Source organism: Pediococcus parvulus, assembly GCF_007990205.1.
GTDB classification, from domain to species: Bacteria; Bacillota; Bacilli; order Lactobacillales; family Lactobacillaceae; genus Pediococcus; species Pediococcus parvulus.
In genome coordinates, this window is the sequence record NZ_BJWE01000001.1 from 1 (window position 1) to 21656 (window position 21656).

At 37.7% G+C, this 21656-nt stretch carries 18 protein-coding genes; 17 read left to right on the forward strand and 1 reads right to left on the reverse strand.

The genetic code is table 11. From position 1 onward, the window contains the following. Positions 1-230 precede the first annotated feature (230 nt). The 5 genes from dnaG (at position 231) to clpB (ending at position 7580) form a co-directional block, all read left to right on the forward strand. The gene (dnaG, locus tag PPA04_RS00005) at positions 231-2060 is read left to right on the forward strand and encodes a DNA primase (RefSeq protein ID WP_057782253.1); all 1830 of its coding nucleotides are present in this window, start codon (positions 231-233) and stop codon (positions 2058-2060) included. A 23-nt stretch (positions 2061-2083) separates the two neighbouring features. Next, positions 2084-3322: an RNA polymerase sigma factor RpoD gene (gene rpoD / locus PPA04_RS00010; protein WP_084254215.1), complete on the forward strand. Its 1239-nt coding sequence runs from the start codon at positions 2084-2086 to the stop codon at positions 3320-3322. A 123-nt stretch (positions 3323-3445) separates the two neighbouring features. Next, on the forward strand, positions 3446-4153 hold the full coding sequence (locus tag PPA04_RS00015) for a tRNA (adenine(22)-N(1))-methyltransferase (RefSeq protein ID WP_057782255.1): 708 nt from the start codon (positions 3446-3448) through the stop codon (positions 4151-4153). Next, positions 4143-4949 carry a Nif3-like dinuclear metal center hexameric protein gene (locus tag PPA04_RS00020; RefSeq protein WP_057782257.1) on the forward strand — a complete coding sequence of 269 codons (807 nt, stop codon included), beginning with the start codon at positions 4143-4145 and terminating at the stop codon, positions 4947-4949. Before PPA04_RS00015 ends, PPA04_RS00020 begins: the two co-directional genes overlap by 11 nt. Positions 4950-4973: 24 nt before the next feature. Further along, entirely contained in the window at positions 4974-7580 is a 2607-nt protein-coding gene (gene clpB / locus PPA04_RS00025; protein WP_057782259.1) for an ATP-dependent chaperone ClpB, read from the forward strand. A 50-nt stretch (positions 7581-7630) separates the two neighbouring features. On the opposite strand, the gene PPA04_RS00030 is transcribed toward clpB, so the two are convergent. Then, positions 7631-7810 (reverse strand): YjzD family protein, encoded by a 180-nt coding sequence (locus tag PPA04_RS00030; RefSeq protein ID WP_057782261.1) that lies wholly within the window; start codon positions 7808-7810, stop codon positions 7631-7633. Between the two features lie 138 nt (positions 7811-7948). Between PPA04_RS00030 and dnaE the strand changes: the two genes are divergently transcribed. From dnaE to PPA04_RS00090, 12 genes are all read left to right on the forward strand, one after another. Then, positions 7949-11308: a DNA polymerase III subunit alpha gene (dnaE, locus tag PPA04_RS00035; RefSeq protein WP_057782263.1), complete on the forward strand. Its 3360-nt coding sequence runs from the start codon at positions 7949-7951 to the stop codon at positions 11306-11308. 110 nt (positions 11309-11418) lie between these two features. Beyond that, on the forward strand, positions 11419-12390 hold the full coding sequence (gene pfkA / locus PPA04_RS00040; RefSeq protein ID WP_057782265.1) for a 6-phosphofructokinase: 972 nt from the start codon (positions 11419-11421) through the stop codon (positions 12388-12390). A gap of 73 nt (positions 12391-12463) precedes the next feature. After that, entirely contained in the window at positions 12464-14227 is a 1764-nt protein-coding gene (gene pyk, locus PPA04_RS00045; protein WP_057782267.1) for a pyruvate kinase, read from the forward strand. A gap of 96 nt (positions 14228-14323) precedes the next feature. Next, complete coding sequence (locus PPA04_RS00050) at positions 14324-14779, forward strand: DUF441 domain-containing protein (protein ID WP_057782269.1); 456 nt, start codon at positions 14324-14326, stop codon at positions 14777-14779. 15 nt (positions 14780-14794) lie between these two features. Then, a complete protein-coding gene (locus PPA04_RS00055) occupies positions 14795-15664 on the forward strand; it encodes a CvfB family protein (protein ID WP_057782271.1) in 870 nt (289 codons plus the stop codon). 7 nt (positions 15665-15671) lie between these two features. Further along, on the forward strand, positions 15672-16559 hold the full coding sequence (xerD, locus tag PPA04_RS00060) for a site-specific tyrosine recombinase XerD (RefSeq protein ID WP_057782273.1): 888 nt from the start codon (positions 15672-15674) through the stop codon (positions 16557-16559). Positions 16560-16649: 90 nt separating this feature from the next. After that, positions 16650-17021 carry a hypothetical protein gene (locus PPA04_RS00065; RefSeq protein WP_057782275.1) on the forward strand — a complete coding sequence of 124 codons (372 nt, stop codon included), beginning with the start codon at positions 16650-16652 and terminating at the stop codon, positions 17019-17021. Further along, entirely contained in the window at positions 17002-17775 is a 774-nt protein-coding gene (locus PPA04_RS00070) for a segregation and condensation protein A (protein ID WP_057782276.1), read from the forward strand. The genes PPA04_RS00065 and PPA04_RS00070 overlap by 20 nt, the downstream gene beginning before the upstream one ends. After that, positions 17765-18355 carry an SMC-Scp complex subunit ScpB gene (gene scpB / locus PPA04_RS00075; RefSeq protein WP_057782277.1) on the forward strand — a complete coding sequence of 197 codons (591 nt, stop codon included), beginning with the start codon at positions 17765-17767 and terminating at the stop codon, positions 18353-18355. The genes PPA04_RS00070 and scpB overlap by 11 nt, the downstream gene beginning before the upstream one ends. Beyond that, positions 18356-19072 (forward strand): pseudouridine synthase, encoded by a 717-nt coding sequence (locus PPA04_RS00080; protein WP_057782279.1) that lies wholly within the window; start codon positions 18356-18358, stop codon positions 19070-19072. Positions 19073-19078: 6 nt separating this feature from the next. Continuing rightward, positions 19079-20143, forward strand: coding sequence for a helix-turn-helix domain-containing protein (locus tag PPA04_RS00085; RefSeq protein WP_057782281.1), 1065 nt, complete (start codon positions 19079-19081; stop codon positions 20141-20143). After that, positions 20133-21599, forward strand: coding sequence for a RecQ family ATP-dependent DNA helicase (locus tag PPA04_RS00090; RefSeq protein WP_057782283.1), 1467 nt, complete (start codon positions 20133-20135; stop codon positions 21597-21599). The genes PPA04_RS00085 and PPA04_RS00090 overlap by 11 nt, the downstream gene beginning before the upstream one ends. The last annotated feature ends 57 nt before the right edge of the window (positions 21600-21656 follow it).

The following is a 21656-nucleotide window of genomic DNA, read 5'->3' on the forward strand; positions in this document are numbered from 1 at the left end:
AACCTTTAGTTAATTAAATAATCTTCATTCTGATTACGTTTTGTAGTTTAAATGAAGATTATTTTTGATAATAAATTAAGGCTTGCACTGTATGCTGTCCTATAATATTGATTAGAAAACTGGCTAAGTTTTATTAAATCGTTTTAATTGCTTTTTTTATTGCAGGGCGGTATTATTTTATATGTGTCGATATCGTGACTTAGTGTGCGCTCGAGAGGAGGAAATCGTTTTTGGCAAAGGCAATTCCAGAAGATCTTATTGATCAAATTCGAACCTCTGTGAACATTGTTGATGTGATTGGTCAATATGTTCAATTAAAAAAACAAGGAAAGAACTTTTTTGGACTTTGTCCATTTCATGAAGAAAAGACAGCGTCATTTTCGGTTTCGGAATCGAAACAAATTTTTCACTGCTTTAGTTGTGGTCGAGGAGGAAATGTGTTTAAGTTCTTAATGGAACTTAATCACATTGAGTTTCCAGCGGCCGTTAAACAAATTGCAGATTTTGCGAGCATCAAAATTCCAACTGAGTACACGGCGACAACTAATAATGCCGCTCAAAATAGTGAGCAAAACCAGCTGATTAGTTTATATGATCAAACTGCAAAGCTGTATACACATGTCTTATTGAATACTGAAATGGGGCAACCAGCATTAGATTATTTGCATGGGCGAGGTTTAACTGATGAAGTCATCACTAAATTTCAACTGGGTTTTGCGCCTGGTGAGCAACTATTAAAAGAATTCTTTGATGAAAAAAAGATTGATTATCAGTTATTGCGTCAATCTGGTTTATTTATTGAAGATCAACAAGGAAATTTACGTGATCGTTTCAGGGGAAGAGTGATGTATGCCATCAAAAATCCTCAAGGTCACGTCATTGCTTTTTCTGGGAGAATTTTAAACAAAGCGGATTCTCAGGCTAAGTACATTAACAGCCCAGAAACTAAAATTTTTAGTAAAGGTAATGTCCTTTATAATTTTGATATTGCTAGATCGGCTATTCGTCAAGAAAAGCGAGCAATTTTATTTGAAGGTTTTATGGATGTTATTGCGGCTTATCAATCAGGAGTAACGAATGGCATTGCTTCCATGGGAACAAGCTTTACCAATGACCAAATTTATTTGCTTCAGCGAACAACGCCACAACTTGACATTTGTTATGATGGCGATGATCCTGGACAAGCGGCGATTAATCGTGCTCTTGATGCTTTTGGCCAAAATAGCAGACTAAAACTGAGTGTCATTGAAATTCCCGATAAACTGGACCCAGATGAGTACGTTCGTCAACATGGATTTGAGCAGTTTAAAGAAATTGTCCATTCGGCTCGTTTAACACCAACCGCTTTCAAGCTGGTCTATTTAAAACGAGATTTTAATTTAAATAATGAAGCTGATCAATTAACTTACATTGAGCGAGCGCTAAAGGAAATCAGTCAATTAGGTTCTACAGTAGAACAAGATTTATATCTCAACCAATTAGCTAAAGATTTCGGGGTTCAGGCGCAAGATCTGACGCATCAATTGCGACAAATGCGATCACAGCAAAGTGTCAATAATCATCAGCAGCAAGTTACTCAAACTCCGGCACCACCCATCAGTCGAGAATATCATCGACAACAAGTAAAGCTAGGAAAAGTTGAGATTGCGGAAGAACGATTACTGAACTATTTACTTTATGATCATAACGTTTGGCTGAAGCTTTCTGGATTGCCAGATTTTCATTTTGTGCATGAAAAATATCAAACTATCTATATGTTGGCAACCGGCTACTTCGAGAATCATGATTCTTACGATTCGGCTGCTTTCATGGACTTTGTGCACGACAATGAGCTTCAAAATGTGATTGCAGAATTAGATTTACAAGATTTGGATGTTGAAAACATTGATCAAGCTGTTAACGACTATGTTAAAGTAATCATGGCAGAGGCACCACTTAGTCAACAAATCACCTCCAAGAAAAAATCACTCGATGAAGCAAAGAAAATGGGTAACACGGAACTACAACAAAAACTAGCAATTGAGCTAATTGATTTATATCGCCAGCGCCAAGATGCTTAACACGTTCATGGGAGGACTTAACTATGGCAAAAAAAGTTACAAGCAAAACAACAACTGAAAAAAAGGCAACCACCACTAAAAAGACTGCACCAAAGAAAGCAGTTACAAAGAAAACGACAAGAAAAACAGCAGCTAAGAAATCAGTATCTGCCAAAAGTCCGGATAATGTATTTAATACTAAGGCCTACAAAAAAGAAGTTAATGCGCTGATTAAGGCAAATAAAGCTGGTAAGCAGCTTAAGTATGACGAACTCTCTGATAAAATTGCAATTCCTTTTAAATTAGATGCACGTCAAATTGATGATCTCATTCAAAAGGTTGAAGATGCTGGTATTAGCGTTGTAGACGAGAATGGTGATCCCAGTACACGTGCCTTAAAAGCTCAAAAAATTACAAAAAAAGAATTAGATGATACTAAAGCTCCAGCTGGCGTTAAGATCAATGATCCAGTTCGGATGTACCTCAAAGAAATCGGTCGCGTACCTTTGTTGACGGCTAAGCAAGAAGTTGAACTTGCTTTAAGAATCGAAAAAGGTGAAGAGAGTGCTAAACAGGAACTAGCAGAAGCAAACTTACGACTTGTTGTGTCAATCGCAAAACGCTATGTCGGTCGTGGTATGCAGTTTTTGGACTTAATCCAAGAAGGTAACATGGGCCTGATGAAGGCGGTCGAAAAGTTTGATTATCGTAAGGGATTCAAGTTTTCCACTTACGCGACTTGGTGGATTCGTCAGGCAATTACGCGTGCCATTGCTGACCAGGCACGAACAATTCGAATTCCAGTTCACATGGTTGAAACCATTAATAAGTTAATTCGAATTCAACGACAGTTACTTCAAGATCTTGGTCGGGAACCCACACCTGAAGAAATTGGTGCTGAAATGGATATGCCTACTGAAAAGGTTCGCGAAATTCTAAAGATTGCTCAAGAACCAGTTTCATTGGAAACACCAATTGGTGAAGAAGATGATTCTCATTTAGGCGACTTCATCGAAGATCAGGATGCAACTAGTCCTGCCGATCATGCGGCTTATGAATTGTTAAAAGAACAACTAGAAGGCGTTTTGGATACTTTGACTGATCGAGAAGAAAATGTCTTGCGACTGCGCTTTGGGTTAGACGATGGTCGGACGCGAACACTTGAAGAAGTTGGTAAAGTGTTTGGTGTTACGCGTGAACGTATTCGTCAGATTGAAGCAAAGGCTTTAAGAAAATTACGTCATCCTTCAAGATCAAAACAGTTGAAAGATTTCTTGGAATAATATTTATTTGGCTTATTAATTTTAGAATCCAAAGTAAAAGTACGCTTTTTACTTTGGATTTTTTTTTTAGGACAATTATTTAGGCGTGATATAATAATTAAAAAAAGAAAAAGGGTACTTTTTATGAATGCAGATAAACTTTCAAATCGTCTTCAAACCGTTGCCAATTTTATCGAGTCCGGCTCTCGAATTGCAGATATTGGTTCTGATCATGCCTATTTGCCAGTATTTTTAGCTAAAAATAAGCAAATTGAGTTTGCAATTGCGGGTGAAGTTGTCAAAGGGCCGCATGAAAATGCGACCAATGAAATTAACGAACAAGGTGTGCAAGGGGTAGTTAATTCTAGGCTTGGTGATGGATTAGAAGTCGTTTCTCCTGAAGACCACATTGACACCATTGTTATCGCTGGAATGGGTGGCACTTTAATTGCTCAAATTCTAGAAGCTGGCAAAGAAAAGCTTCAAGGGGTGACAACTTTAGTTTTGCAACCAAATGTAGGGGAGAATCGAGTTCGTAATTGGCTAATGATTCATCAGTACGAAATTACAAAAGAGCAAATTTTAAAAGAAGATCATCATATTTATGAAGTTATTGTCGCAAAAAAAACAACGGAACGTATTACTTATTCGGCAGAACAGCTTTTGTTTGGACCAAAACTGTTGCAAATTTTACCCAATCAAATTTTCCGAGAAAAATGGGAAGCGGAACTTGCTAGAGAACGGACAGCCGTACAACAAATGGAACATGCAAAAAAAGTTCCGCAAGATCGCATCGACAAGCTAAATCACAAAACGGAAATGATTAAGAAGGTACTGAAACTTGAAAATTAGAGATTTTATTGCACAACTCGAAAAATTTGCACCCAAAGAACTTGCTGAATCTGGTGATCCAATTGGCTTGCAAATTGGTAATCTAGATAATGAATTCACAAAAGTTCTTGTCACGTTAGATGTCCGTCCGGAAGTGGTTGAAGAGGCTATTGCCAAACATTGTGACTTGATTATTGCCCACCATCCGGTCATGTTTCGACCGGCACATAATTTGGACCTGGCTAATCCACAAAATAAGATGTATGCCAATATCATCAAACATAATATTACAGTTTATGCGGCGCATTCAAATTTAGACGCTGCAGAAAATGGGATGAATGACTGGTTAGCTGAGAAATTGAACTTAAACAACGTCAACCGTTTGCTTAATGGTTATACAGATAATCAAGGCAACCGATTTGGTATGGGCAGAGTCGGCGATTTATCTAAAAAAATGTCGGTATTAGAATTTGCAACAAAGATTAAACAAGTTTTTGACTTACAAGGTTTACGAATTGTATCCCAAAATCCGGGCCAGATGATTTCACGAGTTGCCGTTCTTGGCGGTGATGGTGGCAAATTTTATCCACAAGCTTTGAGCAAAAAAGCTGAAGTCTTTGTAACTGGTGACATATACTACCATACGGGTCATGATATGTTGGCCACAGGGTTAAATGCTATTGATCCAGGCCATAACATTGAAAAAATTTGCATTCCCCAGTTAGCAAGCTTATTTCGTTCGTGGAACAGTGTAAAAACTAATGGTATTGAAATTGTTGAATCCAGAGTAAATACAAACCCGTTTATTTTTATTTAAACAATTAGAATGGAGGAATTAAATTTGAATCCAGATAATCTGACCAATGCAGTTCAAGAAGCACTTGCAGAGGCACAAAAAGTCGCCGTTAATCGAAAACACCAAACAATTGGGATTCCGGAACTTTTTAAGTTTTTGGCTCAGCCAGATCAAATGGCAGGGACCTTATTTGGTGAACTTGGGTTAGCCAATCAAGATTTGCAAGCTGAAATTGACCGAGAATTAGATGCCACGTCTGTAGTCGAAGGAGAAAATGTTCAGTATGGACAAACATTGAGTAGTAGCCTATTTAAACTCTTTCAAGAAGCTGAACGTTTAAGCAAAAAATTGGGTGATGAATACATTTCCTCTGAAATCGTTGTGCAGGCCTTACTACAAATAGATGATCCACTGTCCATTTTTCTTAAGAAAAACGGCGTTAAACCTAAAGAGTTAGCAAAAGAAATTAAAAAAATGAGAGGAGGAGATCACGTGACATCCAAAGATCAAGAAACACAGTACAAGGCGTTAGAAAAATATGGGGTCGATATGGTAAAACTTGTTCATGCCGGACATCAAGACCCCATCATTGGTCGGGATGAAGAAATTATGGATGTTATCCGTATCTTATCACGTAAAACTAAGAATAATCCGGTTCTAATTGGTGAGCCGGGAGTTGGAAAAACGGCCATTGTTGAAGGATTAGCGCAACGAATTGCACGGAAAGATGTGCCAGACAATTTAAAGGATAAAATTATTTTTTCGTTAGATATGGGGTCTTTGATTGCGGGGGCTAAATATCGTGGTGAGTTTGAAGAACGTTTGAAGGCTGTTTTAAAGGCCGTTAAGAAATCGGATGGTAAAATCATCCTATTTATTGATGAAATTCATAATATTGTTGGCGCTGGTAAAACAGAAGGTAGTATGGATGCCGGAAATTTATTAAAACCCATGTTAGCTCGTGGTGAATTGCATCTCATCGGGGCAACTACACTTGATGAATACCGTGAATATATGGAAAAAGATAAAGCGCTAGAACGACGCTTCCAACGTGTTTTAGTGAAAGAGCCTTCTATCGAAGACACAATCAGTATCCTCCGTGGATTGAAAGAAAGCTTTGAAATTCATCATGGCGTTAAAATTCATGATAATGCAATTGTGGCTGCTGCAAATCTGTCAAATCGTTACATTACTGACCGTTATTTGCCAGATAAAGCTATTGATCTAATTGATGAGGCATCGGCAACCATTCGGGTAGAGATGAATTCAAGCCCAACCGAACTTGATCAAACTAATCGTCAATTAATGCGGATGGAAGTTGAAGAAACGGCGCTTAAAAATGAAACTGATGAGGCTTCTAAAAAACGTTTAGGGGAATTAAATTCAGAATTAGCTAACACACGAGAAAAGAAAAACAGTCTTCAAAAACAGTGGGAATCAGAAAAAAAAGCTATTCAGACCGTTAGTAATAAACGAACCGAATTGGACGAAGCCAAACATAAACTTGAAGAAGCCGAAAATAGTTATGATTTGGAACAGGCTGCCAAACTTCAACACGGGGTTATCCCAAAATTACAAGCTGAACTTACTAGTTTACAAAACAAAGAACAAAAAGATTCTGACCATTGGTTGGTTGAACAATCTGTCACAGAAAATGAAATTGCCACTGTTGTTAGCAAAATGACCGGGATTCCAGTCAACAAATTGGTAAAAGGGGAACGTGAAAAACTACTGCATTTGGCAGATAGTTTACATGAACGCGTCATTGGTCAAAATGAAGCAGTTGATGCTGTTGCGGATGCCGTTTTACGTTCACGGGCTGGACTTCAAGATCCTAACCGACCGTTGGGATCCTTTATGTTTTTAGGGCCCACAGGAGTAGGAAAAACGGAACTCGCAAAAGCACTTGCAGAAAACCTTTTTGATTCCGAACAGCATATGGTTCGAATTGATATGTCAGAATATATGGAAAAAGAATCAGTCTCTCGTTTAGTGGGTGCTGCTCCTGGATATGTTGGTTATGAAGAGGGCGGCCAACTAACGGAAGCGGTTCGCCGTAATCCGTATACCATTGTTTTGTTTGATGAAATTGAGAAAGCTCATCCAGACGTGTTTAATATTTTGCTTCAAGTTTTGGATGATGGTCGTTTAACTGATGGGCAAGGGAGAACCGTTGATTTTAAGAATACGATTTTAATTTTGACATCAAACTTAGGTTCCGACATTCTCTTGCATGGAGTTGATGAAAACGGAGATATTTCTGAATCTGCTAAACAAGCCGTTCAGCAACTCACCCAAACTAAATTTAAGCCAGAGTTTTTAAACCGAATTGATGATATTATTATGTTTGCCCCACTAAATATAAAGGATATTGAAAAAATTGTTGGTAAGCTGATTAACCAACTATCAACAAGATTAGCAGATCAGGCTATTCAGTTGGAAATTTCTACGGCTGCTGAGGAATGGATTGCTAAACAGGGTTACGATCCGGCTTACGGGGCGCGGCCGTTACGGCGCTACATTTCAACAGAGGTAGAAACACCACTGGCCAAAGAGATTATTTCACAACGAATTAAACCTCACACCAAGGTTGAAATTGATTTGGATTCTGATCATTTAGTTTTCAAAAATAATACATTAGAAGAAAAATAAGGACAAAAAAACGAAGATGATAGGTCATCTTCGTTTTTCTTTAAAAAGATTTATTTAACTGAATCACTTTTAGATAATAAGCTAATACCATTGGAAGTAATCAAAGCTGCAACGGCAGCAATAATACCAATAGTCAAAGGTTTATACGTCATGACTTCAAGGGCACCCCCGACAGCTCCAATAACTTCACCAAAAATAAATGACCAGAAAATAACGACAATTTGTTTCATTACAGGACACCTCGCAATCAGAAATAGTTTAGCACAATTTCAACAAAAATCAACCGATTTAAAGCGTTGCTAGTTCATTATTGATGATATTTTTGTATAATGAAAGTAATGAAACTTATTGGGAAGAGAGGTGACATTATGGCTTTTGTGCCGTTACAAGTCACAAGCAGTTATAGTTTATTACAAAGTACAACACGAATTAGTGAATTAGCAAAAGCGGCTAAGCAAAGGGGATTTTCTTCACTTGCTCTTACGGATACGAATATTATGTATGGGCTGGTTGATTTCTATAATGCATGCCGAAAAGAAGGCATTAAGCCTATTCTTGGATTAAAACTGGAGTTATTTGGCGCACTCGACGCAACCAATCGTTTTCCGGTGATTCTTTTAGCTAAGGACCAAATTGGTTATCAGCACCTCATGAAAATTAGTACTCTTAAGAATACACAAACTAGTGAATCAGATCTTTTTTACAAACAAATTACGGACCTACTATCACATCTTTACATCATTTTTCCTGCCAACAGCTCTGAACTAGTGACATTAGTTGAACGTGGTGATACGCAGGCTGCACAAAATTTGCTGGAACAAATTCAAACTTTTGCTGATGAGCAAAGTGTTTTAATCGGGGTAAATGTTCAGCAGTCTGCAGTGCTTCAAAATACGCTTCAACAAATGGCAAAGTTGACGCAAACTGCCACTGTCGCACTTCCAGAAGTTAACTATCTTAATTCCACGGATCACTTTGCTACCCAAGTCTTGCGTGACATTGATAAGGGCGAAGTTATTCGAAATCCGGAACAATTTGAAAACTATCAAGGAAATAACTGGTTACACCCAGAAAAAGATTATGAGGTAATTTATCAAGAAAATCAATTAACGGCAGCCATGGAATTAACGGCTACAATTGCCGAAAATTGTAATGTGACCTTGAAATTTAAGAAACCAGAACTTCCTGAATTTACAGTTCCTGAGGGGCTAGATTCAAAAACTTATTTGCAACAATTAACACAAAGAGGATTAACAGAGCGCCTTCAAGGAAAAAAACTAGATTCAGATGCTTATCAACAGCGGTTAAGCCACGAGCTGAACGTGATCGATCAAATGGGGTTTGATGATTATTTCTTAATCGTGTGGGATGTCATGAATTTTGCGCATCATAATGATATTACAACAGGACCAGGACGAGGATCTGCAGCTGGTTCTTTAGTGGCCTACTGCTTGCAAATCACCGATGTTGACCCCTTAGAGTATGATCTTTTGTTTGAAAGGTTTTTGAATCCTGAACGCGCACAGATGCCGGATATTGATCTGGATATTCCAGATAATAAACGGGACGAGGTACTAGCATATGTACATGATAAATACGGCCACACTCATGTTTCGCAGATCATCACTTTCGGGACTTTGGCTGCTAAACAGGCCTTAAGGGATGTGGGGCGTGTATTTGGAATGGCTCCTTATGAAATTAACTCACTAAGCAAACTGGTTCCCAGCGTTTTGAAAATTACTTTAGACGATGCGGTTAAACAGTCGCAAAAGCTACAAAATTGGATAGCCGACAGTTCTAAAAATAAGTTATTATTTGAAATTGCCCATCAAATTGAGGGATTACCGCGGCACTATTCAACGCATGCAGCCGGCGTGGTTTTAAGTGCCCAAAACCTGAGTGATGTGGTGCCTTTGCAATCAGGGAGTGATGAACTTTTACTAACCCAATATCCTAAAGATACTGTTGAAGCCCTTGGTTTGTTAAAAATGGATTTTCTAGGTCTTCGGAATCTCAGCATTATGGCAAACGCAATTCGCATCATTACCAAGACAAAAAATCCACAGTTTAAAATTTCAGATGTCCCCCTGGATGACAAAAAAACATTACAACTTTTTCAAACTGCTGATACGACTGGTGTTTTTCAATTTGAATCAGCGGGGATCCGAAATGTTTTACGTCAGTTGCATCCAGAAACATTTGATCTAGTGGCGGCAGTGGATGCCTTGTATCGGCCTGGACCAATGGAAAATATTGAAACCTTTATTAAGCGTAAAAAAGGGCAAGAACCAGTACGATATCCAGATCCAACACTTGAACCAATTTTAAAAAGTACATTTGGTATTCTGGTTTATCAAGAACAAGTTATGCGAGTTGCCTCAGTTATGGGTGGTTTTTCCCTTGGAGAAGCCGATTTATTAAGACGAGCGATGAGTAAGAAAAAACGTTCAGTTATTGATGAAATGAAGGCAAAATTTGTTTCTGGAGCATTAAAAAAAGGTTATTCCAAGCAAACAGCTAAACAAGTTTATGATTATATCGAACGGTTTGCAAATTATGGATTCAATAAATCACATGCTGTGGCATATTCGAAAATGGCTTTTGAATTAGCTTACTTAAAAGCACATTATCCTGCAGCATTCTTTGCAGCCTTGATGAATTCAGTTATTAACAATCCCGGCAAAATTAAGCTTTATCTATCAGAAGCCAAACAACATGACATTCAGGTTTTGGCGCCCAATATTAATATTAGTCAATCGACATTTATTTTAAAAAATGATCACATTGTTTTCGGACTTTCTTGTATTAAAGGTGTCCGTCGTGATTTCGTTTCTGATATCTTGACGGAACGAAAGAAAAATGGCAATTTTCTCGATTTGCAAGCATTTTTACAACGCATACCCGTTAAATGGCTGAAACAAGATCTAATGGAAGCTCTTATTTATGCCGGAACTTTTGATTCATTTGGTTACAATCGGGCAGAACTCTTGAATGTTTTACCGGATCTTTTAAATGGTGTTTCCTTGAGTGGCAGTAGCATGAGCTTATTTGAAAAACTGACTCCAAAGATTTCCAAAATGCCAGATTTAGCTTTAGATATTAAGTTAGAAAAGGAAAACGAATTTTTGGGGGCCTATTTGTCGGGGCATCCTGTTGAACAATTTGATCAATTACGCAAACGATTCAAAATAACAGATGTTTTAAGCTTAAATGTAAATCAATCAGCAATTTGTTTGCTTTATATCAATAAAACACGGGTTATTCGCACCAAACGTGGCGAACAAATGGCCTTTGTAACCGGTAGTGATCTTACTGGTGAAATTGATATAACCGTTTTTCCTGACCAATATAAGATTACTGCGGATCTTTTAGAAAAAGGACATGTAATTTTGGTGCAAGGCAAAGTAGACGAACGCAATGGGCTTCAAATTATTGCCAATCGCATTCAATTGGCCAATCGCATTGAGAAAAACGAAGATTCGCTTAAACAACGGTGGGTATTAAGAATTCAAGAAGAAACACCGCTGATTCGGAAACGCTTGGAACAAATTTTAAGGGATAATCCCGGTTCAATTCCTGTCCTATTGTTCTATCCGAAAACGGATAGAAAAATTTTGTTAGAAAAACAACTTTGGGTAAGCAATTCTGATGAAACAAATTCAGCGCTTACAAACCTGTTAGGTAAAGGAAATGCTGTTTTGCAATCTATGAAAAGTACTGGTATCTAGGGATTTGTAAGTGATGTTTTTCGATAAGAATACAGACATTCAAATGTAAAAGTGTTAAAATTATACTTGAAGTTTGTGAAACTCAATAATTTTTTACTTGAGGTGAAGAAATGAAACGCATTGGTATTTTAACCAGTGGTGGCGATGCACCAGCTATGAACGCTGCAATTCGTGCAGTTGCACGGAAAGCAGTCAGCGCTGGCCTCGAAGCTTACGGAATCAACTATGGTTTTGCCGGCTTGGTTGCTGGAGATATTCATAAGTTTGCTGCTGCTGATTTGGACGACTCAATTGATGAAGGTGGAACATTATTATATTCTGCTCGTTATCCTGAGTTTGCCCAAGTAGAAGGACAGTTAAAAGGTATTGAACAGCTTAAGAAGTTCGGTATCGATGCTTTAGTCGTTATTGGCGGTGATGGTTCTTATCACGGTGCCTTACGACTTACTGAACATGGATATAACACAATTGGTCTTCCGGGAACAATTGATAATGATATTCCATACACTGATTTTACAATTGGTTTTGATACTGCTTTAAACACAGCAGTTGACGCAATTGATAAGATTCGTGATACTGCAAAGAGTCATCAACGAGTTTTTGCAGTTCAGGTAATGGGCCGTGAAGCAGCCGATATCGCACTTTGGGCTGGTGTTGCTACCGGCGCAGATGCAATTGTGGCTCCTGGTCATGATTACGATGTCAAAGAAATTGCTGAAAAGCTTAAGCGTAACCGAGTTGATGGTAAGGATTACGGAATTATTGTTATCGCTGAAGGCGATGCTAATTCTGATGCTGCACCAGAATTCTTAGAAAAGCTTAAACAATATGGTGATTTCGATGCACGTGCCGTTGTTTTGGGTCACGTTCAACGTGGTGGCCGACCAACAGCTCGTGATCGTGTATTGGCTAGCAAAATGGGTGCTTATGCTGTTGAATTGTTGTTACAAGGCAAGGGTGGTTTAGCAGTTGGAATCTTAGATAATAAGGTTCAGGCTCATGACATCACTGATTTGTTCAACGCAAAGCATCAACCTGATTCATCGTTATATGATTTGAATCAAGATTTATCATTTAAGTAAAGATAAGATTTTAAATTCTGGTAAAAACGACATTAAAGTCTTTTTATAAACTAATCAAGGGAGAGATATAGTTATGAAGAAAACCAAGATTGTTTCAACACTTGGTCCTGCAAGTACATCAGTAGATACAATTGTTAAATTAATTGAAGCTGGTGCAAATATTTTCCGTTTCAACTTTTCACATGGTGATCATGCAGAACATTTAGACCGCTATAACAAAGTTATGGAAGCAGAAAAGATTACTGGAAAAACTGTTGGTATCTTATTAGATACAAAGGGTGCAGAAATCCGTACTACAGTTCAAAAAGATGGTAATCAAGAATATCACACTGGTGATAAAGCACGTATCTCAATGGATGACTCATTAGATACAACTAAGGATAAGATTGCTGTTACTTATGCTGGTTTGTATGATGATGTACATGTTGGTGGCCATGTGTTGTTTGATGATGGTTTACTTGACTTTAAGATCGACGAAAAAGATGAAGAAAACAAAGAATTAGTTGTTCATGCTATGAATAATGGTGTTCTTGGCTCTCGTAAGGGAACAAATGCACCTGGTGTTTCAATTAATCTTCCTGGTATTACTGAAAAAGACTCAAGCGATATTCGTTTTGGTTGTGACAACATGAACATTAACTTTATTGCTGCAAGTTTTGTTCGTAAACCTCAAGACGTTTTAGATATTCGTCAACTTTTGGAAGAAAAGAACATGACTGATGTTCAAATCTTCCCTAAGATTGAATCACAAGAAGGTATCGACAACGCTGACGAGATCTTAAAGGTTGCTGATGGAATTATGGTTGCTCGTGGCGACATGGGTGTTGAAATTCCTGCAGAAAATGTACCTTTGGTTCAAAAATCATTAATCAAGAAATGTAATGCACTTGGTATGCCTGTTATTACAGCTACCCAAATGTTGGATTCAATGATTGAAAACCCACGTCCTACACGTGCCGAAGCATCTGATGTTGCTAACGCTGTTTGGGATGGAACTGATGCAACAATGCTTTCAGGTGAAAGTGCTAACGGTGCTTACCCTGTTGAAGCTGTTGCAACTATGGCTAAAATTGATGAAAAAGCTGAAAATGCTATGGCCGAAGATGGTAACTTACAAATCAACAAGTTTGACCAAAGTGATGTTACTGAAACAATTGGTGCCGCTGTTGCACGTGCTGCAAAGAACTTAGGCGTTAAAACAATTGTTGCTGCAACTGAATCTGGTTACACTGCAAAAATGATTTCTAAATACCGTCCAAATGCTGATATTTTAGCTATCACATTTGACGAACGTACTCGTCGTGGTTTAACAGTTGAATGGGGCGTTCACCCAATCGTTACTGAAAAACCATCAACAACAGATGATATGTTTGACTTAGCTGCTAACAAAGCTGTTGATTTAGGCTTTGCTAAAGAAGGCGACTTAATCCTTATCACTGCTGGTGTTCCAGTTGGTGAACGTGGAACAACTAACATGATGAAACTCCAATTAATTGGTTCTAAGTTAGCATCTGGTCAAGGTGTTGGCGATGAAACAGTTATTGGCAAAGCAGTTATTGCATCTTCTGCAAAAGAAGCAAACGATAAAGCAGTTGAAGGCGGAATTCTTGTTACAAAGACAACCGATAAAGACTACTTGCCTGCTATTGAGAAATCTAGCGCTTTAGTTGTTGAAAATGGCGGTTTGACTTCACATGCCGCAGTTGTTGGAATTTCAATGGGAATCCCAGTTATTGTTGGCGTTCAGAATGCAACTTCAATCCTTTCAGATGATGAATTGATTACAGTTGATTCACGTCGTGGTGTTATCTATCACGGTGCTTCAAACGCTATCTAAAGTTAGTTATAAAGTAGTTTATACTACTGGAAAGACCGCTGTTTTTGGACAGCGGTCTTTTTAATACATAGTTGAAGTGAAAGGGTGAAGAATTACATGGGAAGCTGGCTATTTTTAATTGGTATTTTAGCTATTGCCATTTGGGGAAAGAATCAGTCGCTAATTGTCGCGGCAGCCGTAGTTTTGATAATAATGGCAATTCCTAATTCGCAAAGAATATTACAATTGGTTGAAAAACAAGGAATTAACTGGGGTGTTACTATTATTTCTATTGCTATTTTGATTCCCATTGCAACCGGTCGAATTGGTTTTCAAGATCTGATAAATGCTTTTAAATCTCCGGTCGGGTGGATTGCAGTATTTTGTGGTATATTAGTATCAATTCTTTCGGCACGAGGTGTTAGTTTTCTTGCGGTCTCACCAGAGGTGACAGTTGCTTTGGTTTTTGGGACTATTCTTGGTGTTGTCTTTTTAAAGGGCATCGCGGCGGGACCCATTATTGCTTCAGGAATTGCATTCTGCATCCTTCAAATACTTAACGTAAAAATTTAATTTTAAGGAGTTATCATGAACAATTTATTAGGACGAGTCATTGATGTAAAGATGACTGATGAAAACGAAAAATATTACTTTCTTCAAAATGAAGGCGTTGTTTTTCAACTAGATAAAACGGAATCAATCAAACCATTGCATATTGGCGGGCATTTTCAAGGCTTTGCTTATGAAAATGAAGATCATAAACTACAAATCACTTCAAATGTACCCAAAATCCAAGTCGGCAGAATGGGATTTGGAACGGTCGTTCAAAGTCGCCGTGATTTGGGTGTATTTGTGGACATTGGGTTGCCCAACAAGGATATGGTGGTTTCACTTGATGAATTGCCGACCATTAAAAGTCTATGGCCACAACAAGGTGATCATCTGATGATTAGTCTTCGGATTGATCGAAAAAATCGAATGTGGGGAACCTTGGCAGATGAAACAACTTTCCAAGAAATTTCGCAAAAGGCCCCCAAAACATTGAAAAATAAAAATTTGAAAGCAACTGTTTATCGTCTGAAATTAGTGGGCACACTGGTTATCACCAGTGACTACTACTTAGGTTTTATTCATCCTAATGAGCGGGATCAAGAACCACGGTTAGGAGAAGAAGTCTCTGCACGCGTAATTGGTATTCACCCCGACGGGACTTTAAACCTTTCTTTAAAACCGCGTAGCTATGAAGCAATTGGTGATGATGCTGCAATGCTTTTAGCAATGCTCCAACATGATGAAACCCATGCCTTACCTTTTACTGATAAAAGTAGTCCAGCTGAAATCAAAACTGAATTTGGAATCAGTAAGGGACAATTCAAACGAGCCGTTGGCCATTTACTAAAGGCAGGGGCTGTGACACAAGAAGATGGTCAATTAAAATTAAAAGAAGAAGTGCAGTGAGATATTAATGGACAATGAACTTCAAGATTATTTACATGCCCTCCTGGTGGAACAGGGATTAACTAAAAATACCATTATTTCCTACCGTCAGGAATTGACAGAATTTTTTGATTTTTTGAAAATTCAAAAAATTTCAGAATTTAATCAAATTGATCGGTACACTATTTTGAACTACTTAAAATTTTGTGATGATCAAAATAAATCAAGAAATTCAGTGATTCATACTGTGACAAGTTTACGCCAATTCTTTAATTATTTAATGGCTCAAAATAAAATCACAATGGATCCAATGTTAAAAATTGACACACCAAAATCAGCTCATCATTTACCTCAAGTATTGAGTGCTGCCGAAGTTGAATCACTTTTAAAAGTCCCAGACACTCATAAGAAGTTGGGTGTACGTGATCGAACACTGTTAGAAGTTATGTATGCCACCGGTTTACGGGTGAGTGAGGCTGCGAACCTCAAACTAGATGATTTACGTTTAGAAATGGGTCTAATTTCAACAATTGGGAAAGGAAATAAGCAACGAATTATTCCCATTGGCGATGTCGCTATTCAATGGCTAGAAAGTTATTTAACAGATGCACGAATTCAGTTATTACATGGCCGAGAAAGCCCCTATGTTTTTTTGAACAATCACGGTAGACAATTGACCAGACAGGGAATATGGAAAAATCTAAAAGTCATAGTCAAAAAAGCAGGTATCGAAAAAGATGTTACCCCTCATACACTACGCCACTCTTTTGCGACTACTTTACTAGAAAATGGTGCAGATTTAAGAACTGTTCAAGAATTGCTTGGTCACGCTGATATTTCGACTACCCAAATTTATACTCATGTAACAAAAAAACATTTGACCGATGTATACAACAAATACCATCCACGAGCATGAGCAAAATTGTGGGTATCTTTAAAATATGGTAAAGTTATTAGTAACACTTATGTTTTTAATTGAACAGACCCCTAGGAGGCTGAGTTCAACTTGTTAGTAAAATATAGAGAATCTTTCCAAAAAATAGTTATGGGATTGTTGTCGTTCATTCCAGGGCTTAAAGATATTGATCGCATTAACCACGAACTAGAGTGGTATGCCACTAATGATGATCGTAATTTATATCTGCAAAAGAATGAAAGTGGCGATTTTATCGGATTAGTAGGCGTTGAAAAACAAGATCACTATCTGATGATTCATCATTTGGCATTCATTCCTCAACAGCAAACGGAGGCCAACGAAAGTGATATTTTTGATTCGTTAGCTAACTATTATCCAGACCTGCAAATGATGGGAACGATTGAAACAACGCCTGCATTAGCAAGGTGGGAAAAAGCAAAAAATGAAAAACAAGAACACTGATCATTTAGAGACTTTACCAAACGTAAAGATTAATGATTTTGAAGGCCCACTTGATTTGTTATTGCATTTGATTAAACAGGCAAAAATGGATATTTATGATATCCAAATTTCTGAAATCACTTCACAATATTTGGCCTATCTGCATCGTAATCAACAGTTGCAGTTGGACATTGCAGGTGAATACTTAATCATGGCGGCAACTTTGATGAAAATCAAAAGTAAACTACTTTTACCGACTGAGTTCAATTCAGAAGATGATTCTGAGGAAAATTCTGATCCTCGTTTGGATTTAGTAACTCAGTTAGTGGAGTATCAAAAATATCAGCAAGCAGCAAAAGAACTTCAGGATCAAGAAAGAAAACGTGATCAATATTATACAAGGGAAGAATCAGCAGTTCCCCAAGGTATGAAATTAGCTCATTTGGCACCTGGCCTCACGTTAAAAGTGCTGCAACAAGCATTTCAAAAGGTTTTAATCAGACAAGAAAATGCGCAACCTATTCATCGAACTGTTGCAGAGGATTCAATTTCCATTGTTGAAAGGACACATTATATTAAAAGGTCGTTACAAGGCCATCCAGATGGAATTATATTTGACTCTCTTTTTGAAACCAGTGTGAGTGTGTCAGGTGTTGTAGTGACGTTCATGGCGATGCTAGAAATGGTCAAAAAACGGCAATTAACTTTCCAACAAGATGATCAATTGGGAACCATTAAATTATTTAATTTGGGTGAAGTAGAAGATGGTAAGTAATTTACAAAAAGTAGAAGCCCTTTTATTTGTCAGTGGTGAAGATGGGCTAAGCGTTGCTGATCTTTCAGAAATGACTGGTTTTATGAAGCCAGCTGTAACAGCAATGTTAGATAAATTAGCCAAAAAGTACCAAAAAGATCCAGACTCTGCTTTAACTGTTTTGAATTTTGGCAAAGTTTATCGACTAGCAACTAAGGCTGAAATGTCCTCAGTAATTAAAAATTATTTTGATGCACCGCAGCTAACAAAATTATCACCAGCCTCTCTTGAGGTGCTTGCGATAATTGCTTATAAACAGCCCATTACGAGACTTGAAATTGATGATATTCGTGGCGTTCAAAGTGGATCGATGCTCCAGAAGTTGACGATTCGTAATTTAATTAATGAGGCTGGTAGACTAGATGAACCTGGCAGACCCATTCTTTATCAAACAACAGATTATTTTCTGGATTATTTTGGATTAGATAATCTGCAGAATTTACCAAAGTTACCAGACATTCAGCCAGATAATCTGGATGATAACGGTGATCTGTATTTAAAACAGTTTAACGAAAAATTACATGAAAATGAGGCAAAATAGATGGCAAGTGAAAGATTACAAAAAGTAATGGCAGAAGCGGGGGTCGCCTCTCGACGGAAGTCAGAGACCTTGATTACGACAGGTCATGTGAAGGTTAACGGTCAGACAACTAAAGTATTAGGAACTAAAGTTGACGATGACGATCACATTGAAGTTGATGGGGTTCCTTTGCAACGTGAAAAACTTGTTTATCTTCTTTTTTACAAGCCACGTGGTGTGATTTCCAGCGTTAAAGATGAGAAAAATCGTAAAACGGTTATGAGTTATTTTCCAGATGTCCGACAAAGAATTTATCCAGTAGGTCGTTTGGATTATGATACTTCAGGTATTTTATTGATGACCAATGATGGCAATTTAGCAAACAAACTAACTCATCCAAAATATAAGTTTGAAAAAACATATGTTGCCAAAGTCGAAGGTATTCCAACTAATGATCAATTAGAGAAGCTTAGACACGGTGTGCGCATCGATAAAAAGGTGACAGCTCCTGCAAAAACCAAAATCATGAGTTCAGATTTGGACAAAAAAACGGCCATTGTTGAAATCACGATTCATGAAGGGCGTAATCATCAGGTGAAAAAAATGTTCGAAAAAATTGGTCATCCTGTTACCAAGTTAAAACGTGAGAAGTATGGCTTCTTAACATTAGATGGATTGCAATCGGGCGAATGGCGTTCTTTAAAACCTGACGAAGTTAATCGATTAACACGACGGTAGGTAATCATGAAAAAGGATTTAACATTTTCAGATTTTTTATTACAGTTTTTGAGTACTGAAGAATGGCGGCGGCCCAAGGTACTCTTGAATAATCTAATTGGGAGAAGAACCGTGTCCAACCTTTTTTGGGGAGCACAATATGGTCTTCTGCCTTTTTTTAATTTGTTTTCCAAGTTATCTGCTGACGATTTTGAGTTGGCACTTAAAAGGCTACACAAAAGAGGTCTAATTGAAAGTCAGCAGGATGGTAAAGTTTTACTCACAAAGACTGGAAAACAAGAACAAAAATCGGTTATAGATTATATTTCTCAATTTCACTTCCGTGGAATTGGCTTACATACAAATCTCAATAATATTCAGCAATGTTTAAATTTAGTTATTCAAATCACATCTGAATTTTCTTATCAAAATAACCGTTATTATCCGTTACAATATTCTGGACAGACCATGGCTCGAGCTAAACAGTGGTTTGTTAAAAACAAATCAATAGAACTGCCTAGAAAGTTGCACGCCGAATTGACAGATTTTTTGTTGACAATTCCTGCTGATGAAGCGAATGCTTTTACCAATAGCATGATTGGTCATGACGATTTCGGCTTAACGGATCAGCAAATTGAAACAGCGTTAAACGTAACGCCATTTAACTGGAAATTACGGAGTCTTTCGCTCGTTGCTGCATTTGTGAAGTGGGCTTCTGCAGACTCAGATACCCATTTTTTATGCCAACAAATAGTGTCCCCATGGCTCACAACATCTGCACTTTCAACTAGTAGTGCATTGTCTTATCAACTTTATTTAAAAAACACTAATCTTCAAGCAGTTGCAAATTGTCGGCGGGTGAAGCTAAATACAATCAAGGAGCATTTACTAGAAGCTGCCATTCTAACACCGAGTTTTCCCTTTCAGTTGATTCTTCCAAATAAGTTTTCTTCAGATTTAGAAACTTATTTGGGTGCGCGTACTATCAATCAGTGGCAATTTGACGAAGTTTCAAAATTAGACTCGCAGTTTTCTTTTTTTGAATTTCGTTTACTTCAGATTGAAAGAGGGCACATTCAATATGCAAATTGATGATAAACAGTTATACAAAATATTACAGAGCAAATTTGGTTTTTCCGAGTTTAAACCGGGCCAACTTGATATAATACATCGGCTTTGCTTGAAAGAAAATGTTTTAGCTGTCCTTCCAACAGGAACCGGAAAATCTTTAGTTTATCAACTTTTGGGGTATCTATTGAGACAACCCATTCTTGTCATTTCTCCACTAATTTCATTAATTGACGATCAGGTTGCCCGGCTCAACCGTCTTGGTGAAAAACATGTTATTGGCTTAACCTCCAAGTTGGATCATAATCAACGCCAGTTTGCACTCAATCATCTTCAAGATTATCGATTTATTTATCTTTCTCCCGAAATGGCAAACCAACCGGAAGTTTTGAACGCTTTACGACGATTGACTTTTGGGTTGTTTGTTATTGATGAGGCCCACTGTCTTTCCCAATGGGGGCCGGATTTTCGCCCGGATTATTTAAAACTAAAGGATCTTCGTAAACAACTAGGGACGCCTACGACTTTAATGTTAACCGCAACAGCTACTGAAGCAGTACGCCAAGATATTATCCAAAAAATGGCGCTTGCAAGTGATCAAGTTGAACAGGTTGTTTATTCAGTTGATCGTCCGAACATCTATTTGGAAGTTGAACATTGTCAAACATCAGCTGAGAAAAAAGAAAAATTAATAAAATTATTACAAACACTTGGTGGATCTGGTATCGTTTACTTTTCAAGTAAGAAAATTGCCAATCAAATGACGGAACTAATCGGCCAGCAAAGTGGTCGATCAGTTGCTGCTTATCACGCAGATATTGACTTACAAGATCGTTATCGTATCCAGCAACAATTTATGCAAGGTAAATTAGACGTGATTTGTGCCACTAGTGCATTTGGAATGGGGATTGATAAAAATAATATTCGCTTCGTGATTCATTATCACATGCCCGGAAATTTAGAAGATTATCTTCAAGAAATTGGTCGGGCAGGTCGAGATCAGCAGGAAAGTATTGCAATTTTACTGTACACTGCTGGCGATGAATATATTCCCAGTACGCTCAACATGGCCAGTTTCCCGAGTGCAACAAATGTCCAAACGTTCTTTATGAAACCAGAAAGTCGCGCATCATTTGAACCTGACCAAAAACAATTATTGGATTATTATCGTAATCAGAATAAATCAGCACAAGAGGTCAGCAAAATTTTTGAGAATCGTCAGTTAGCTAAACAAACTAATTTGATGAAAATGTTGGCTTTTGTAAACGAAAATGGTTGTTTACGTCAAAATTTATTGGCACATTTTGATGAGGAAGAGCCTAAGCATGATGAACAATGTTGTGGGATCGATTGTGCATTAGATGCAATTTCAACACTTCATTTAGATACTAAGGATATCCCTGGGGGAAAAATAGCCTATGGATCATCTTTAATTCCGTGGCAAACACGTTTGAACCAATTATTTTCACAGAAAAATTAAACACGAAAATTAGTCGATATGTTACAATTGTTCTGGTAGTTTTTTCTAGGAGGAATG

What these genes read in the sequence shown, in the direction of transcription:
- rpoD (WP_084254215.1), top strand. Translation starts at nt 2,084, where the DNA reads ATGGCAAAAAAAGTTACAAGCAAAACAACAACTGAAAAAAAGGCAACC.
- PPA04_RS00015 (WP_057782255.1), top strand. Translation starts at nt 3,446, where the DNA reads ATGAATGCAGATAAACTTTCAAATCGTCTTCAAACCGTTGCCAATTTT.
- PPA04_RS00030 (WP_057782261.1), bottom strand. Translation starts at nt 7,810, where the DNA reads ATGAAACAAATTGTCGTTATTTTCTGGTCATTTATTTTTGGTGAAGTT.
- dnaE (WP_057782263.1), top strand. Translation starts at nt 7,949, where the DNA reads ATGGCTTTTGTGCCGTTACAAGTCACAAGCAGTTATAGTTTATTACAA.
- pfkA (WP_057782265.1), top strand. Translation starts at nt 11,419, where the DNA reads ATGAAACGCATTGGTATTTTAACCAGTGGTGGCGATGCACCAGCTATG.
- pyk (WP_057782267.1), top strand. Translation starts at nt 12,464, where the DNA reads ATGAAGAAAACCAAGATTGTTTCAACACTTGGTCCTGCAAGTACATCA.
- PPA04_RS00050 (WP_057782269.1), top strand. Translation starts at nt 14,324, where the DNA reads ATGGGAAGCTGGCTATTTTTAATTGGTATTTTAGCTATTGCCATTTGG.
- PPA04_RS00055 (WP_057782271.1), top strand. Translation starts at nt 14,795, where the DNA reads ATGAACAATTTATTAGGACGAGTCATTGATGTAAAGATGACTGATGAA.
- xerD (WP_057782273.1), top strand. Translation starts at nt 15,672, where the DNA reads ATGGACAATGAACTTCAAGATTATTTACATGCCCTCCTGGTGGAACAG.
- PPA04_RS00070 (WP_057782276.1), top strand. Translation starts at nt 17,002, where the DNA reads ATGAAAAACAAGAACACTGATCATTTAGAGACTTTACCAAACGTAAAG.
- scpB (WP_057782277.1), top strand. Translation starts at nt 17,765, where the DNA reads ATGGTAAGTAATTTACAAAAAGTAGAAGCCCTTTTATTTGTCAGTGGT.
- PPA04_RS00080 (WP_057782279.1), top strand. Translation starts at nt 18,356, where the DNA reads ATGGCAAGTGAAAGATTACAAAAAGTAATGGCAGAAGCGGGGGTCGCC.
- PPA04_RS00085 (WP_057782281.1), top strand. Translation starts at nt 19,079, where the DNA reads ATGAAAAAGGATTTAACATTTTCAGATTTTTTATTACAGTTTTTGAGT.
- PPA04_RS00090 (WP_057782283.1), top strand. Translation starts at nt 20,133, where the DNA reads ATGCAAATTGATGATAAACAGTTATACAAAATATTACAGAGCAAATTT.